The following is a 14794-nucleotide window of genomic DNA, read 5'->3' as shown; positions in this document are numbered from 1 at the left end:
CCGCACCATTTCTTTACGAGGATTATGTAAAATCCTTACGGGAATATAAAAATACTATAGGAGGGTTTTATACAAGAGAGAATGGCGCTAATCATCCATGCATTCAGGCTAGGGCTTTAGAATCCCACCGCTGACCATAAAAATAAATGCAAAAAGAGCCCGTCCCCAAACAGCAAATTCCGTGGGTAGGCTCCCTCTCTTTATCCATTATCATGGCTCATATATCATTTTACGTGTCATTCCGCCGTCGACGACCAGATGTGTGCCCGTGACGAAATCGTTCTCCGGATCGGTCAGATAAAAACATGCTTTCGCAATATCGGATGGAACCCCGACCCTGCCGGCCGGATGCTGGCTGTGGTCTTCCGGGCGAAGCTCCTTGTAGCTGCCGGTCTCGATCCACCCCGGACTGATGCAGTTCACCCGGATTCGATCCGGTCCCAGGCTGACCGCCATGGCATGGGTTAATGCAACGATCGCCCCCTTGGATGCGGCGTAAGCCTCCGAGTTCGGCTCCGACATCATGGAGCGGGTGGAAGACAGGTTGACAACGGCACCGCCACGGCCGGATTTCCTAATATGTACAGCCGCTTCCCGGGTAGCCAAAAAGCAGCTTCTTGCATTCGTGTTCAGCACATCCTCCCAATCCTGGACGGTCAAATCAAAAGGCGACTTGAAACGCGAAACCCCCGCATTGTTGATCAAAATATCAATTCCGCCGAACTGCTTTACCGCTTCATTCATCAGATGGCGGATATCCTCCTCCTTGCGGACATCGCAAGGTACAAAGAGCGCGGTAAATCCCTGCTCCCTCAAGGCAGCTGCCGTCTCCTCACCGCGCGTTTCATCGATATCGCTTAATACGACCTGCGCGCCTCTGGAGGCATACGCTTCCGCCAATCCGCGTCCGATACCGTTTGCGGCACCGGTTATGATCACCGATTTATTGTTAAATTTCATGCGAGCTCCTCCTTTATCTCCTTCATTATATACCACAGGAGGAGCCCGACTAAAATCCTTGCAAATTAGGTTTTGTGATGCCCATAGCCTCGGACGGTATCACGATTCGACTTCGGATGCCGGACGAAGCTGTAATAGCGGGTCCCCTGAAAACGCAGCAGTCCCTCATCCCCTTCCGCACACATGCCGAATTCCTCGCCATTCACGACAAACTCCATCCTGTCGCCGCTTTCGACTTCGAACGTTAAATAATAGGTGGTTCGAGTACGGCTCGACATCGCTTCATCTGTATGATGCGTATGCTTCACTTCGGTCCGCTTGCTCACAATTTTAGAATCGACGGTTAGCAAAGGCTGTCGGTTGTTCTGGCTCCATTGCAATATTCCTTTCCCTGCCGACAGTATAATAATCCCGATGACGACGATGAAAAATATGGGCATAACGCTGCCGAAAAAATCGAACATCCACTCCGATCCCGATCCCATGCGGCTCCCCCCTCCACCTTGTCTTGAAATATGTATATGCTTAGACTCGGACAATTTAACTCCTTCGAAAGGGAAGTTTTAGCGAAAAATTTAGGAAAGTTGTCCACCAGAGAGCGTTGTTCGCGTCGCTTTTCGATATCCCATATAAAAAAGGCTTCACCGTCACGGATCTCCCGCCGGTAAAGCCTTGCTTATTCATGATTATAGACCTTGCCAAGATACCCCGCCATCCGTGCTCATCATCAGACGGGAGCGTTTCTTGTCTTCCGTTTCAATCAGGAGCCAGCCGACGTCTGATGAAATAAACTGCATTTTCACCACTTTCGGGTACTTTTTCAAATTGCTTGTCAACAGCTCATCCCTTGGATACGGCTTCCAATTCCGGCCCATATCGGTTGTATGGTACACGATGCCGTGCACCATTGCCCATCCGTCATGCAGTCTGCGGAACACCGGTTGGATGCTGCCTTTGTTCGGATCCCCCGTCATTGGGAACGAAACCAAATTCCATGACCTCCCAGTATCGGCTGTAAAATAACCCATGTACTTAGGGGCATCTTTGACCATGCACACAACGGGGATATAGACCTCTTCGCCAACGAAACCGAGCGCTTGGGGCGTACCTGCATAGACCGAACCGCAGCGGTCGAGCGAATCGCTCTGGAATACCTGAGCGGAAGATTTCCATTGACTCCCTCCGTCGCGTGTGATGTACAGCTTGGACGATTGCAGCTCCTGCACCGTTGCAAACCCGACTTGAGGATTGGTGAACCTCATGCCGATCATGGAGCCTGTTCTTGGAATCACCGTTCCCGGTATACGGGTTCTTGGGTACTCTGTATTCTGCATAACCTCATGCCATACGATCCCGTCGTTGGTTCGATACAGCAGCTTCTCCTCCAAGCCTTTGGAGGAACTGCCTGAAGCCATGATCCAGCCTTGCTCTGAGGACACAAAGGATAGCGCCGTCACGGTGCCGGATTTAGGAAGCGCCGATATTTTCCAGCTTTTTCCCCCGTCAGAGGTGTGAAGCAGCACGGTCTCCGTCGAGCCCTGCATGTTCCGTATGATCCATCCATGATCCTTATCGGAAAATACGATATCTTTCCCATACACCAGCTTGCTGCCGAATTCGACATTGGACGAAGGCGAGATGTCCATCCACGTTTCACCATAATCCTGCGTCTGATAGAGTCGGAGCGAAGCGTTGGTGATTCCCCAGGCGATGCCTGTCGTTTCGCTTAACAGGTGAAAGTCGGTCAGCCGGGTATGTATCTGGTATTTGCTCTTCTCCTCCGGAGCTTTCTGGCTAGTCTCCGGCGTTACAAGCGTAATTACCTGTCCTTCTTCTTCCGCTGCATCCTGCATGATCGGTTCAGGAGGTCCTTCTGTCGAAGGCTGCTGTTGTTTTTTTACCGGCTCCGAGGTACATGACGCTAACATGCATACAATGAATGCCAGCGTGCTAAGCCGCAATAGAAAACGTCGTGGTCTCAAAACGGTTCCTCCTCTTCCATACCACTAAGCCAGGTTGCGTTTCTTCGACATTATAACATATTCATTCGATCAGATAAGTACAGATCCGGCTTGCAATATTTACAATCCTGTAGCTTTTTACGGATATTGTTCGTCAAGATGCATAAGGGAGCCCTCGGATTGGAAAACTTTTGAGGTGCAAGAAACCATATCATGCCCAGGGGGTGATTTTCGTGGCAAAACCGGACAATCGCGAAGATAACGTAGAGCATCTGCAGAATGCCGTGCAGAACACCATTGAAAACTTCCGCGAAGCTGAGGACTATTTGGAAGAGTTCGGCGATGAGATTCCTGCCTCGGAGAAGGAGCAAATCGAGGATCGCAATGAGCGCCGCAAGAGAAGCATCTCCGGCTTCCGTGAGGAAATTAAAGACGAGGCCGCCCATCAGGGCGAATAATCGGGATGCTGCCATAAGAAAATCAGGAGGTCCGCTTCTTATGCGCCTCCTGATTTTTTTTGTAAATACATGAACCTTCCTATAATCGGGTAAATACCAGCTTCATGCCGATGATGGTGAAAATGCAGCCTCCCAGGATGTTCATCCATTCGCCAAAACGCGATTTCGATAGAAGCCGCTGGCTGAATGCCCCCGCAAAGTACGCCAAGATCCCGAATATCAGACCGGTCAGGATGAGGAACATCATGCCTAAGATAAAGAGCTGTAAACCGGCATGACCTTGCTTATCATTGACGAACTGCGGAAGGAAAGAGAGAAAGAAAATCGCCACCTTCGGGTTCAGCACGTTCATGAGAAACCCCTTTAAGATCAAATTCCGGCCGGATTCAGGACTGCCTTCCCGAAGACCGATCGGATCCTTCCGGTGTTTAAACGACTTATAGGCAAGATAGAATAAATAACAGGCGCCCGCGATTTTAAACAGCGTAAACACCGTCGCAGACGTTTTAATGATGATGGATACGCCGAGCGCAGCTGCAAGCGTATGTACGATATTGCCTAAGCTCAAGCCGATGGCGCTTAAAATGCCGGCCCGCTTGCCGCTGGTCATGCCCTGCGTAACGGCAAACAGCAGATCCGGACCCGGCACCAGGATAAGCAATATCGCCGATCCTAGAAACAGCAATAAAGAAGTGATGGTAAACATATATTCGGTCCTCTCTCTATCATGTTGAGCTGCGATCCTGCCATGAAAAGGGTGAATCGATCCCCCTGCATTGAATGATTACGTTATTTAACCACATCATATTTTAACACAGGAGCGTCATGACTGGCGGGAAAAATGATAAATGGAATCATTACTGTCCTGGGCCATCTGCATCATCCGGTAAAAAGAGCCTGCATCAGGCAGGGCGCTTCCCCCTACCCGAGCAGACTCTCCTATTCGTTTTCAATCAGGATAGGGCAAAATAATGATGCCCTTATAACGTTCCAGCGCCATCGGTTGGTCTGTTATAAAATGGCGAATGGCCTTGACCCGCGCTTCCAGATCAAGCTGCTCCGTGGTTCCTATTTGGACCGTGGACGCGGATGCGACAGACAAGACATCGACACGATTCACACGGATCAGATTATGCTCTTGGATGACGTCCATATCTACATCCGATGAGTCCGGTAATTTCGGGATATCTCTCGTAAAAATAGGGTAATCTTCAAAGCGGCCTTCATCCTCGTAAAAGACGGGCACCTGCCGTTGTACGGCGAGTGCCTGTGTATACGCATGAAGATCCTCGGATTTACCGCAAATACATGCCGAGCCGTCCGAGATGTTAATGATATGCATGTTCTCCACAAATACGTTTCGCTTCATGGAGCGGATCCCGATGCTAACGGTACGAGCGGACTGACGAGTAACGACTCCGATGGCGTATCGTATATCGATGAGCTGTTGATGATTTTCGTATCTCCGATTAACAGTACGGACGAGCTGGATACCGCGGTTACCCGGATGGAGCCCACATGCAGCTCCTTATTGATGACTGTCAGCTTCATTCCTTTTCCACTTCCCCTGCACTTGTTGAAGATGCTGATTGATTGCGTAAGCAATCTCCTTTTTGACCTGCTGCGCAATGGTTTGCTTCATCAGCACGGCGTCCGGCTCTTCGCCGCTCCGGCCGTATTGGTCCATATATACCTTGATGCGTTCCCCGACTTGTTTGCGAATGTCCTCGAGAATAATGGAAAGACTAGTTCCTGCTGAATCGACCGGAAGCTTTTTCAGACTCCGGTCAAGCTCCCCGGCGATATCATTATCCAGATATTGCGTAACGTCTTCGTAAATATCGGTATATGCTGCGCTTCCGCCATTGCCCCCTTGCGGCGGGACCAGAGATTGACCGTTAACCTCAATATCCCCTTCCGGCTTGCCGCCTGTAGGCATGACTCCGATATTCAATGTTCCTTCCAGCCTCTCGATTTTTAATAAATCAAAATGATATTCAATCCGGTCGACAGCACTCGATTTGGACTGGCGCAGCGTATCCATTTCTGTCCTCAAATCCTTCACCATTTGCTCGATCCGACGTAACTGCTCCGCTTGGAGTTGAAGACCGTTCAGCAGCTGCTGTAAATGATACGGGTACATAGAACCCCCTCCCCTGCAATTGTATGCAGGGTGGAATCGCGTCATTCTTGCCTGTACAATCCTTCCTCGGGAGCAGGCAGGGGAACGATCGGGCTGGCGTTATCGATAGGCTCGAACTCTGGCGCAGGTCCGGTAAAACCACCGGTATTATATATATTGGATAAGGCTCTGATTTCTCCCGCAGTCCCAATCTGGAGCACGGATGAATTCGTTACGGCTTCCACGCGCAGTTGATGAATCGTAATGCTCTGATGAACCGTCACATTCACAATGTATCACAACCTTACTAAGCATTCGCGGAATCGATAAGGTCCGGATCCACCGTATTTAAGCTGTTGCCCTGGTTATTCGCGATATTGAGACCGATATTGTCGCCGGTATTGAACGAGTTGGAGCCCGAATAGGTTTTCGCGGAGCTGTTCAATACAATAGCGCCGGTATTTCCAACCAAGACCGTAGAACTGGGGCCCACGTTAACAATCTTCATATTGCCGATAATCGAAACCACAATTCCACCTCTTTAATCAGAATCGTCCTTAAATAGGTTATGTAGATATATGCCCAGATGTCACTGCGACCTTCATTCGCCCATACAATGAATCAATGGCAAAAGGGGGTGAAGCATACTTGAGCTCCAAGAATCGACGTCCCGAATGGCTGACCCAGGATTCCTTCTTCAGCAGCAACCCGTTTCCGTTCAAAGACTTGAACAATCTGAGTGAAGAAGTTCAGCTGGATGCGGCCATGATAGAGGATTATGTAAAAAACACCATCAATCAGGCTATATCAGGAAATGATATTCTCTCGAAACCGTCCGAGCTGCGTTATGAAACCTTTGATACCCATAAATTCCTTGTTGTGAAATGCCATGTTCCCATGCGCATTCACCCTGAGAATTTATGGGTGCAGGTGAACCGGACACATATTAAAATCAATGGACTTCCGAAAGAGCATGTCCAGATCATTCAGCTTCCTGCGCCCGTGCAGCCCTCACAAAGCATCGCTACGTACAAACAGTCCTCCCTGCAAATCAAAATGCCTAAATTGAGCAGCGGACGCTATCACGACGTACAGATCCGGTTTCTATGATTGTTCGGGAGCAGCGAAATGCGCGCCATCACAGTCAAGTCGGGCCATTACACCGATGGCGCGCAGCAAGCTGTTTAATATGGGGGTCTCTAACCCCTCCATTTAAAACATGCTCGATATGCATTAGGTAAGATCTAATGGCGGGAAGTTGTGGAAAAGAACTAGGGAGAGAGAAATGCTTTTTTCTATTGTGAATTTTTCATATAGTGAATTTATCAGGTTGTTTCTGTTCAAAATCTACATCCTCTCGCTCTGGACCGGTAGCAGTCGATATGCTATTCGTTTTTAGATTGCGTTGAGATCGTGACGCGACTCGTTTTTTGCTGCCTTCGCGAATACCATGTTGACTTTGACATTAGTGCCAAGGTTTAGAATAAGACCGGATGACACATATAAGGAGGAACATCTAATGGTTAACGAATGGGGATTTTCCAGCCCAATTGACAATGATTCAGAACGGCAAACGAAAGAAGCCGTCTCGGTGCTCGGACTTGGGCCTATGGGTCAAGCGCTCGCAGGCGCCTTTCTGAAGAACGGTCATCCGGTGACCGTATGGAATCGCACGCCCGGCAAATCGGATGAACTGACCCGGCAAGGGGCTGTTCTTGCGGAATCCGTGACGGATGCAGCAGCCGCAAGCGAGCTGATCATTATCTGCGTGCTCGATTATAATGCCGTGCGCTCCATTCTATCACCGGCTGTGGAAGAACTGAAAGGCCGAACCGTCATCAATTTGACGGCAGACACGCCGGAACGGGCCAGGGAGATGGCCGGCTGGGCATCTGCCAACGGCATTGATTACGTGGATGGGGCCATTATGGCCAACCCCGACCATTGGCGAGGCCACGGCTGTCATTTTATACAGCGGCTCGGAGGATGTATACCTGCGGCATAGGCAAACATTGGCCAGCTTGGGAGGAAAGGCGTCTTACCTCGGCAGCGATCCCGGGCGTGCGGCCGCTTACGACATTACCTTACTTAATCTTTACTGGACGGCCATGAACGGTTATATGCATTCGCTTGCCCTTGCACGGGCCGAGAACATTGCAGCCTCTGATCTGGCTCCTTATGCCCATGGTATCGTAGAGATCATGCCTGCCATCATGACCCAACTTGCAGAAGAAGCCGACCGCGGCGTCTATCCGGGGGACCGCTCGAACATTATCTCTGCGGCTGCCTCAATGGAGCATATCACGCACGTTGCGGAGCATCACGGCCTTGACAGCAGCATACTTGGTGCGGGACTGACAGTCGCCAACAAGGCGATTCAGGCAGGGTTCGGGGAGGAAGGCTTCTCGCGTCTCGTTGAGTTCCATAAACGGTGACGATGCTCTCGAATCAACGCTCGGAATGGAGGAAAAAAAGCCCGAACGGCGTTTTAAACGCCGTTCGGGCCTCAATTCATAACGCCGTAGCCGGCTTCGGACATGCGGTCCTCCGCCATCTGCGGCACATCGTCTTTCATCCGGTTCATCTCGCCGATTTTCTCCTCAAGCCTCTGCTTGACGGCAGCGAGCCTTAGAATCCTGGCATTAATTTCGTCCAGCTTGTCTTCGTAGAAATCCATCATCTCTTCGCAGTATTCATATACTTCCGAATAATCATCATTACAGTCCAGAACCTCCGCGATTTCATCCGTCGTCAATCCCATTCCCAAATAGATTTGGATGGCCTTGACCCTTTCGACCGCGTCCTCATCAAACTCCCGGTAATCATTATCCAGGCGCTTCGGGCGAATCAGCCGTTTCTTCTCGTAATGGCGTATCGACCGGGCGCTTACACCTGTCAGTTTAGACAGCTGGCTAATTTTCATGAAGAAACCTCCTCGGTAAACAGGGATTCCCTTCCATTATAAACCTTGACACTAGTGTCAAGGTCAACGAATATTTTGCACTCTTAGCCCACAACGAATAGGCAAGTCAACCGAGTGGCCTAAAGGTCGGCTCTTGACTTGCCTATTCGTTGGTTCCGCAGCTCGGATCAGCCTTTAACCGCGCCTTCCGTCAATCCCTTTTGAATATATTTTGATATGAACAGATACACGATAAGCACCGGGATGACAGTCAAGGAAACGGCGGTAGCCATCAGGCCGAAGTCCGTCCCGTATTGGGAGCTGATTTCGTTAAGGAGCGCCACGATCGGGCGAACATTCTCCTTGTTTACGAAGATCAACGCAGAGAAGAGATCGTTATAAGACCACATGAAAACAAATATACTTGCCGATGCAAATACGGGCTGAGAGATCGGCACGAAGATCTTGGCAAACATCTGCCACCGATTGCAGCCGTCCATAAAGGCGGCTTCCTCCAGCTCTTTCGGAATGGTGGACATATACCCCGCAATCACTAGGGTGGCAAAGGTCAGATTGCCAGCCGTCTGAGGGAAGATTAACCCCCAGTACGTATTGACGAGACTCGTTTTGATCAGAAGCTCGTACACGGGAACGACCGTTGCAAACGCAGGAATAAGCAGCGTCGCGTACAAAATGGAATAAATCGTTCTCTTTCCTCTAAAGTTGAATCGGGATAACACGTAGGCGGCTAATCCCCCGAGCAGAAGCACCAGAAATACGGTGCCGAACGACATGATCAAGCTGTTGATATAGCTGCGCCCGATATTGATACGGTCAAACGCATTTTGATAATTTACGAACACCGGATCCCAGGAGATGGCAAAGGAATTATTCATAACGTCCCTGGAAACCTTGAAGGAGTTGTTGACGATCCAGAACAACGGATAGATCGTTGTTAAAGACCATAGGGTCAATACGATATACATCACAGCGGTGCTTATTTTAAACCGACGCTTTTTCACTCGCTGCGTTTTGTGTTCAACGACGATGGTTGGCTCCATAACTGTACACCCCTATAATGCTTAGTATGTAATCTCATCTCTCTTCAGCAATCGGTTAGCGATGACCGCCAGCAGGACGCCGAAGACCACCATATAGATCGCCACGGTCGAACCGTAGCCGAAGTTCTGGTCTACCATGGCCTTTTTGTACATATAGGTTCCGAGCACCTCGGTCCCATTCTGGCCGCTCGTGATCACCCATACGAACTCGAACACTTTCAGTGTACCGGTGATCGCCAGTGTGATCACAACCTTGATATCGCTCATAATCAGCGGAATGGTCAGCATCGTCGTTCTCTTGAAGGCCGATATCCCTTCGAGTTTTGCTGCCTCGTAATAGTCCGAAGGAATTTTGGACATCGCCGTGAGGAACAAAACGAAATAAAACCCGACATAATGCCATACGGTCGGAATGGATACCGCTTTTAACGCATTCTTATCATCCAGCCACAGCACCTTCTCGATATCGAACTGGGCAAGCAAATTGTTAAGCAAGCCGAAATTGTAATTGTAGAACAGGACGAACAATAGCGATATAGCCGTACCGGAAATGACGACAGGGAAGAAAAAAACGGTCCGGTAGAATGATTTCAGCTTGGAAATATTGTCAACAAGGACGGCGAGCACGAGGGCAATACCGACCTGGAACACGATAACATACAGCATGATTTCTAAGGTATGCAAGGTTGCCGCGCCGAGCAATTTATCCGTGAACAGTCTCTCGTAGTTCGCCCAGCCGACAAATTTCTTGTCGAAGAAACCGGTGGTCCGATAGAAGCTCAGGTACAAGCTCTTAAAGAACGGATAGTACAGAAAGATTGTCATGATCGCTACCGCAGGCAATAAAAACAGTACGATATACTTTCGATCACCCTTCATTTTTCATCACCTTTGAGGTTATTTTGTGCAATTCTCTCGAAATGACTACGCCGCCCGAATGAAAAACAACAGGGGCGGCGTTTCGTCACTTATAATTCTACCGTTTCTACAAACATGAATTATTTTTTGTTGGCGTCTTCAACCTTTTTCGCTTCGGCGATCGCATCTGTTGGCGATTTTTTGCCCTCAACGACTGGCTGAACGCTCGCACGCAGATTGCTGAATGTTTCCTGCGACACTTTGCTGTCTACCGGAGAGCTGATCGAATTCGCCTTCGCTGCCATCGCGAAGCCGTCAAGCGCAACCTGCGGCAAGCCGGTTACTTCAACGTCAGCTGCAGGCGTACCGCCGTTCGCGGAAGCGATTTTTTGAATGGTTGCCGGAGAAGTCAGATGCTTCAAGAGCTCAACCGCAGCATCCTTCTTGGCTGCATCATCATAGGTTTTCTTCGATAGATAGAAGCCGGATCCGAAACCGCCGACGATATCGTTGCCGCTGCCGGCGCCGCCAGGGACAGTCGGGAATGGCACGACGGTCGAATTGTCGCGAGTCTCGTCGCTCCAGCCGCCGACAGCCCAGGATCCTTCCAGAATCATGGCTGCAAGGCCTTCACTGTAGTAGTTTCCTGCCATGCCCAGGTCAATCGTAGCCGCGTCTTTCGGGAACGCTCCAAGGTCATACAGCTCCTTCATGGCTGCATAGCCCTTCTCCCAGTTCGGATCGATACCGTCGATCAGGCCCTTGGCCTGGCTTTCAGGACCGGCTGCAGAAAGAATCGTATGCTCGATCAGATAGTGGGATTGGTCAAATGGTACGGATAAAGGAATAATGCCCTTCTTGGACAGCGTTTTCACAGCTGTGGTCAGCTTCTCCCAGTCGGTAGGAAGCTCCAAGCCGTTCTCCTTGAAAATCTTCTTGTTAACAAACAAGCCTTCATAGAAACCGGTCAGTGGAGCCGCGTAGATGTTGCCATCCTTCTGTCTTGCAAGCTCCAGCGCATCCGGGATAAAGCCGTTCTTCCAGTCCGGGTTGGCATCAAGGAGTTCGTTCAAAGGAACGACCTTGCCTGCATTCACGAAGCCTTCAGCATCGGCCCCGATGAAGTAGAACAGCAGGTCCGGCTCATTGCCGCTGTTCATATCGGTATTGACCTTCGTTCTGAATCCGTCATCGTTGGCGGACATCGTGTCATTCTCGATCTTTACGTTCGGATGCGCTGCCGTGAATTCGTCCAGTGCGGACTGAAATGCTTCACGTGCAGCGTCCGTGCCGCCGAACGTCGAGAACACGCGGAGAGAAACGGGAGCTGCGTCATCCTTCTTATCAGGCGCAGGCGTTTCCGTGTTCTGCTTCTCGCCATCCGCAGCCGGCGTGGTGCCACCGTTGTTCCCGTTGTTTCCGCAAGCGGCAAGGAACATCGTGAGCATCAGCATGACACTCAGAAGTAACATTGAAGACCTTTTCATTTGGAATCCCCCTAAGTATTTTTTCAAGACGTATGTATTACTTGCTGTCTACCAGCATTTTAGTCCATGCCATGTTGGACCGAAAGGGGGATAATCATCTTCTGATGGGGGAAATATTTCCAAGGAAATCAAGGGATATCCAATTCATTTCCATTTCCCTCCTGATTGAATCTTGCACGGAAGGACTCCTGCTTTTGACGAAAAAATGCAAGGCTCAAACGTAAATAGGTGACGCTTGGATGACCGTGATTGGAGCACGGGAGATAGATACGAGGGAGATTAATATCATTTCTATTTCGAATTTTTCATATAGTGTAATATTGGAATTGTAGGGAGGGTGTTGGTACGCTAATATTGCATAGAACCAAGCCGATCCTGACCCATAAAAAAAAGCCCGGATCGGGCACGGAAGGCTGACTTTGTCACCATCAATCCCGAATCGAGCTTTTGCGACTAAAATATCGAAATCATTATACTTTGCCGACCCAATCACTTCCGGCAACCTCTTTCCACCGGCTTCGGATCGCTTGATAGGTCTCTTGGGGCAGCATGCCATCTCGCAGGAGCTGCGCATTCTGGTGCCATCGGTCCGGATTGCCCGTACCGACGATAGCCGTAGCGACGCCTGGCGTGCTTAATGTAAACTTCATCGCGATTTCGACGCCCTGCTGCACATCATTCAGAAAATCATAGTTCAATTCCTGAAGCCGCAGCCAATACGGATACGCGTAATCATCCTCGCTTAAACGCTCATGCTTCCAGGCTACATTCGCTATAGGGCGCTTGGCGATGATCCCCATTCCCTGCTTCACCGCCAAGGGGATCGTCAGCTCGATGGCTTCCTGATCCGCGATGTTCACCGAGGTCTCAAAGCTGTCAAAGACGCCGGTCTCAACCGCATATCGGGCGCTCGTCGAATCGCCGCTGTATCCGATATATCGCGTCTTCCCCTGCTCCTTGGCTCTCTGCAGCACCTCGATTACTTCTCCTCGCCGGAGAATTTCTTCAGAGCAGCTGTGGAGATGGACGACATCGACATAGTCTACCTTGAGGCGCTTCAGACTGCGGTCAATGCTTCTTGCAAGCAGCACCGGATCCCAATCCGGATAATCCATCCCTGACGCGTGACCGCATTTCGTAAACAGATAACAATCATCCCGTCTGCCGGCCAATGCCTTCCCGATCAGTTCCTCGCTGTTGCCGTAGCATTCCGCCGTATCGATCATATTCAGTCCTGCATCCATGGCGCTATGCAGCAGCCGATCAACCGTGCGCTGGTCGGCCTCCCCGATTTCCGCACCGCCGAATCCCAAAATACTGACAGACATATCCGTGTTTCCAAACGCTCTCCGTTCCATCCCTTCACGCTCCTCTACTGTCTGATCGCAGCATCCGATCTTAAAATTTAACAAAGTTCCATACTTTATTACCCATTATTGAACCCTTTTCTAACAGGGGTCAGTTGGGATTCCCAAATTTTCTAAAAGCCGTAAATGCTCATCCCGCCATCCACAAGCAGCGTCTGTCCCGTCATGTAGTTCGCGGCATCGGATGCCAGGAAAACAACGGGACCGACGACCTCCTCCAGCTTCCCGACCCGCTTCATCGGCGTACGGTCCAATATGTCCTTCAGATAGGCCTCGTCGCTAAGCAGCTTCTCCGTCAGCGGCGTGCGGAAATACCACGGGCCGACCGCATTGACTTGGATGCCGTATTGCGCCCACTCCATGGCCAATACTTTGGTCATATGAATGAGGGCCGCCTTCGTTGATCCGTACACAACCCCGGTTCGAAGCGCGGTATGTCCGCCGACTGAAGCGATGTTGATGATGCGTCCTTCCTTCTGTTCCTTCATGTACCTTGCAGCCGCCTGTGAAGCAACGAAAGCAGATTTCAGATTGGTCTGCACGATCAGCTCCCACTCGTCGTCCGTCACTTCAAGAGCAGGTGTGCGGATATTCATTCCGGCATTATTGACCAGAATATCGATCCCGCCGGCTTGCGAAACGAATTCCGCGATAGCCCCTTCCATCTCCGTTCGCTTCGTTAAATCCCCCGGCAGCACGATGCTTCCACCCTTATTCAAACTCTGAATGATCGCAGCCGTCTCCTCCAAATCGCTTCGGGTTCTGGACATCAGCCCGACAACGCAGCCGGCCTCCGCCAGCCCGATGGCAATCGCGCGCCCGATTCCGCGTCCGGCACCCGTAACAAAGGCTCTCTTCCCCTCAAGATTGAAGCTTGGTAAATACATCAACTATCCCTCCGTTTGCTGTTTCCCGGTTGTAAATTGGATCGATTGTGTGCACGGTTATAACGTTAGACAAATCTAGTAACGCTTGGATTGAAAATACTGGCTCGGGTTATTATGCGGCGACTCGATGACTTCCTCGTAATTTCCGCCTGTATATGCCTCGATCACCTTTCTCCAGAAAGCCTGGGCTGGAAAATTAATGCTCACCTGCGTCACCTTCCAGCGCCCCTGGAAGTGCTCGAACAGCCGGGTTGCAGCCCATGTGCCGAGCCGGCTTCGCCGGTATTTCTGCATGATGAAAAATTCCGTCATATAATAATCCGCTTTCGGATCATCCGTCACCCGCTCTATCAGAGCGAATCCCGCGGGTCTGCCGTCATATTTAATCAAGAACGGAAATTTCCTGTCCCGCTTTTTCCAGAATTCATCCAAATCCGGATAGGGCGGAAACAATCCTTTATCATTCACGGAAATATCCAAATATTTGGTAAAGTCATACAGGTACAGTTGCATCAAATTTTCGATTACGGCTTGCTTCCTTCTTGGGACCAGTTCGATCCCTTTCCGCTCCGATTGGATGGATATCACGCTGCCGCCTCCCAAGCATTTTGTTATGTATTATGTGCCGACTGCCATGCATATCCATCTTATGCGATGAACGGCATTTCAATCAAGGATGCAATGCAATCGTAAATCACATTAGCGCGCGGCAGGAGGTTATGAGACTAGGA

Annotated in this window: 20 protein-coding genes; 4 read left to right on the top strand and 16 right to left on the bottom strand. The window is 50.2% G+C overall.

All coding sequences use genetic code 11. The features are described 5' to 3' along the window. Nucleotides 1-210: 210 nt before the first annotated feature. The 3 genes from NST08_RS12145 to NST08_RS12135 all read right to left on the bottom strand — a co-directional run bounded on the left by NST08_RS12145 (nucleotide 211) and on the right by NST08_RS12135 (nucleotide 2942). Nucleotides 211-960, bottom strand: a complete 750-nt coding sequence (locus tag NST08_RS12145; protein ID WP_007130053.1) for an SDR family NAD(P)-dependent oxidoreductase — start codon at nucleotides 958-960, stop codon at nucleotides 211-213. A 65-nt stretch (nucleotides 961-1025) separates the two neighbouring features. After that, nucleotides 1026-1445, bottom strand: a complete 420-nt coding sequence (locus NST08_RS12140) for a DUF2500 domain-containing protein (protein ID WP_007130052.1) — start codon at nucleotides 1443-1445, stop codon at nucleotides 1026-1028. A 201-nt stretch (nucleotides 1446-1646) separates the two neighbouring features. After that, on the bottom strand, nucleotides 1647-2942 hold the full coding sequence (locus tag NST08_RS12135) for a WD40/YVTN/BNR-like repeat-containing protein (RefSeq protein ID WP_341341789.1): 1296 nt from the start codon (nucleotides 2940-2942) through the stop codon (nucleotides 1647-1649). A 212-nt stretch (nucleotides 2943-3154) separates the two neighbouring features. Between NST08_RS12135 and tlp the strand changes: the two genes are divergently transcribed. Beyond that, entirely contained in the window at nucleotides 3155-3379 is a 225-nt protein-coding gene (gene tlp / locus NST08_RS12130; protein ID WP_028403490.1) for a small acid-soluble spore protein Tlp, read from the top strand. A gap of 79 nt (nucleotides 3380-3458) precedes the next feature. On the opposite strand, the gene NST08_RS12125 is transcribed toward tlp, so the two are convergent. The 6 genes from NST08_RS12125 to NST08_RS12100 form a co-directional block, all read right to left on the bottom strand. Continuing rightward, on the bottom strand, nucleotides 3459-4085 hold the full coding sequence (locus tag NST08_RS12125) for a LysE family translocator (RefSeq protein ID WP_341341788.1): 627 nt from the start codon (nucleotides 4083-4085) through the stop codon (nucleotides 3459-3461). A 243-nt stretch (nucleotides 4086-4328) separates the two neighbouring features. After that, nucleotides 4329-4748 carry a spore germination protein GerPE gene (locus NST08_RS12120; RefSeq protein WP_341033748.1) on the bottom strand — a complete coding sequence of 140 codons (420 nt, stop codon included), beginning with the start codon at nucleotides 4746-4748 and terminating at the stop codon, nucleotides 4329-4331. Further along, a complete protein-coding gene (locus NST08_RS12115; RefSeq protein ID WP_007130047.1) occupies nucleotides 4745-4930 on the bottom strand; it encodes a hypothetical protein in 186 nt (61 codons plus the stop codon). Before NST08_RS12115 ends, NST08_RS12120 begins: the two co-directional genes overlap by 4 nt. Beyond that, nucleotides 4908-5522: a spore germination protein GerPC gene (gene gerPC, locus NST08_RS12110; protein WP_341341787.1), complete on the bottom strand. Its 615-nt coding sequence runs from the start codon at nucleotides 5520-5522 to the stop codon at nucleotides 4908-4910. The genes NST08_RS12115 and gerPC overlap by 23 nt, the downstream gene beginning before the upstream one ends. A 41-nt stretch (nucleotides 5523-5563) precedes the next feature. Further along, nucleotides 5564-5791, bottom strand: a complete 228-nt coding sequence (locus tag NST08_RS12105; protein WP_040738616.1) for a spore germination protein GerPB — start codon at nucleotides 5789-5791, stop codon at nucleotides 5564-5566. A 17-nt stretch (nucleotides 5792-5808) separates the two neighbouring features. Continuing rightward, entirely contained in the window at nucleotides 5809-6030 is a 222-nt protein-coding gene (locus tag NST08_RS12100; RefSeq protein ID WP_007130045.1) for a spore germination protein, read from the bottom strand. Nucleotides 6031-6149: 119 nt separating this feature from the next. On the opposite strand from NST08_RS12100, the gene NST08_RS12095 reads away from it, so the two are divergent. The 3 genes from NST08_RS12095 to NST08_RS12085 all read left to right on the top strand — a co-directional run bounded on the left by NST08_RS12095 (nucleotide 6150) and on the right by NST08_RS12085 (nucleotide 7936). Next, entirely contained in the window at nucleotides 6150-6611 is a 462-nt protein-coding gene (locus NST08_RS12095; RefSeq protein WP_251536766.1) for an Hsp20/alpha crystallin family protein, read from the top strand. 409 nt (nucleotides 6612-7020) lie between these two features. Further along, the gene (locus NST08_RS12090) at nucleotides 7021-7506 is read left to right on the top strand and encodes an NAD(P)-dependent oxidoreductase (protein WP_341341786.1); all 486 of its coding nucleotides are present in this window, start codon (nucleotides 7021-7023) and stop codon (nucleotides 7504-7506) included. Nucleotides 7507-7513: 7 nt separating this feature from the next. Continuing rightward, on the top strand, nucleotides 7514-7936 hold the full coding sequence (locus NST08_RS12085) for an imine reductase family protein (protein ID WP_341341785.1): 423 nt from the start codon (nucleotides 7514-7516) through the stop codon (nucleotides 7934-7936). Nucleotides 7937-8007: 71 nt separating this feature from the next. On the opposite strand, the gene NST08_RS12080 is transcribed toward NST08_RS12085, so the two are convergent. The 7 genes from NST08_RS12080 to NST08_RS12050 form a co-directional block, all read right to left on the bottom strand. Then, nucleotides 8008-8424: a MerR family transcriptional regulator gene (locus NST08_RS12080; protein WP_007130042.1), complete on the bottom strand. Its 417-nt coding sequence runs from the start codon at nucleotides 8422-8424 to the stop codon at nucleotides 8008-8010. Between the two features lie 167 nt (nucleotides 8425-8591). After that, a complete protein-coding gene (locus NST08_RS12075; protein WP_007130041.1) occupies nucleotides 8592-9464 on the bottom strand; it encodes a carbohydrate ABC transporter permease in 873 nt (290 codons plus the stop codon). Between the two features lie 21 nt (nucleotides 9465-9485). Further along, nucleotides 9486-10343 (bottom strand): carbohydrate ABC transporter permease, encoded by an 858-nt coding sequence (locus tag NST08_RS12070; protein ID WP_007130040.1) that lies wholly within the window; start codon nucleotides 10341-10343, stop codon nucleotides 9486-9488. A gap of 119 nt (nucleotides 10344-10462) precedes the next feature. Continuing rightward, the gene (locus tag NST08_RS12065; RefSeq protein ID WP_341341784.1) at nucleotides 10463-11809 is read right to left on the bottom strand and encodes an ABC transporter substrate-binding protein; all 1347 of its coding nucleotides are present in this window, start codon (nucleotides 11807-11809) and stop codon (nucleotides 10463-10465) included. A 470-nt stretch (nucleotides 11810-12279) separates the two neighbouring features. Beyond that, nucleotides 12280-13167: an aldo/keto reductase gene (locus tag NST08_RS12060; RefSeq protein ID WP_007130038.1), complete on the bottom strand. Its 888-nt coding sequence runs from the start codon at nucleotides 13165-13167 to the stop codon at nucleotides 12280-12282. Nucleotides 13168-13289: 122 nt separating this feature from the next. Next, nucleotides 13290-14063, bottom strand: a complete 774-nt coding sequence (locus tag NST08_RS12055; protein ID WP_007130037.1) for an SDR family NAD(P)-dependent oxidoreductase — start codon at nucleotides 14061-14063, stop codon at nucleotides 13290-13292. Nucleotides 14064-14138: 75 nt separating this feature from the next. Further along, nucleotides 14139-14651 carry a GNAT family N-acetyltransferase gene (locus NST08_RS12050; protein WP_028403501.1) on the bottom strand — a complete coding sequence of 171 codons (513 nt, stop codon included), beginning with the start codon at nucleotides 14649-14651 and terminating at the stop codon, nucleotides 14139-14141. Between the last annotated feature and the right edge of the window lie 143 nt (nucleotides 14652-14794).

The sequence above is a fragment of the Paenibacillus sp. FSL K6-1566 genome (assembly GCF_038050475.1).
In the GTDB taxonomy this organism is placed as follows: domain Bacteria; phylum Bacillota; class Bacilli; order Paenibacillales; family Paenibacillaceae; genus Paenibacillus_AQ; species Paenibacillus_AQ lactis.
Note: the sequence above shows the minus strand (reverse complement) of the source record. Positions and strands in the feature narration are given on the sequence as shown.

Coding starts and splice junctions, on each gene's coding strand:
- NST08_RS12145 (WP_007130053.1), bottom strand. CDS start 960: ATGAAATTTAACAATAAATCGGTGATCATAACCGGTGCCGCAAACGGT.
- NST08_RS12140 (WP_007130052.1), bottom strand. CDS start 1,445: ATGGGATCGGGATCGGAGTGGATGTTCGATTTTTTCGGCAGCGTTATG.
- NST08_RS12125 (WP_341341788.1), bottom strand. CDS start 4,085: ATGTTTACCATCACTTCTTTATTGCTGTTTCTAGGATCGGCGATATTG.
- NST08_RS12120 (WP_341033748.1), bottom strand. CDS start 4,748: ATGAAGCGAAACGTATTTGTGGAGAACATGCATATCATTAACATCTCG.
- NST08_RS12115 (WP_007130047.1), bottom strand. CDS start 4,930: ATGAAGCTGACAGTCATCAATAAGGAGCTGCATGTGGGCTCCATCCGG.
- gerPC (WP_341341787.1), bottom strand. CDS start 5,522: ATGTACCCGTATCATTTACAGCAGCTGCTGAACGGTCTTCAACTCCAA.
- NST08_RS12090 (WP_341341786.1), top strand. CDS start 7,021: ATGGTTAACGAATGGGGATTTTCCAGCCCAATTGACAATGATTCAGAA.
- NST08_RS12080 (WP_007130042.1), bottom strand. CDS start 8,424: ATGAAAATTAGCCAGCTGTCTAAACTGACAGGTGTAAGCGCCCGGTCG.
- NST08_RS12075 (WP_007130041.1), bottom strand. CDS start 9,464: ATGGAGCCAACCATCGTCGTTGAACACAAAACGCAGCGAGTGAAAAAG.
- NST08_RS12070 (WP_007130040.1), bottom strand. CDS start 10,343: ATGAAGGGTGATCGAAAGTATATCGTACTGTTTTTATTGCCTGCGGTA.
- NST08_RS12065 (WP_341341784.1), bottom strand. CDS start 11,809: ATGAAAAGGTCTTCAATGTTACTTCTGAGTGTCATGCTGATGCTCACG.
- NST08_RS12060 (WP_007130038.1), bottom strand. CDS start 13,167: ATGGAACGGAGAGCGTTTGGAAACACGGATATGTCTGTCAGTATTTTG.
- NST08_RS12055 (WP_007130037.1), bottom strand. CDS start 14,063: ATGTATTTACCAAGCTTCAATCTTGAGGGGAAGAGAGCCTTTGTTACG.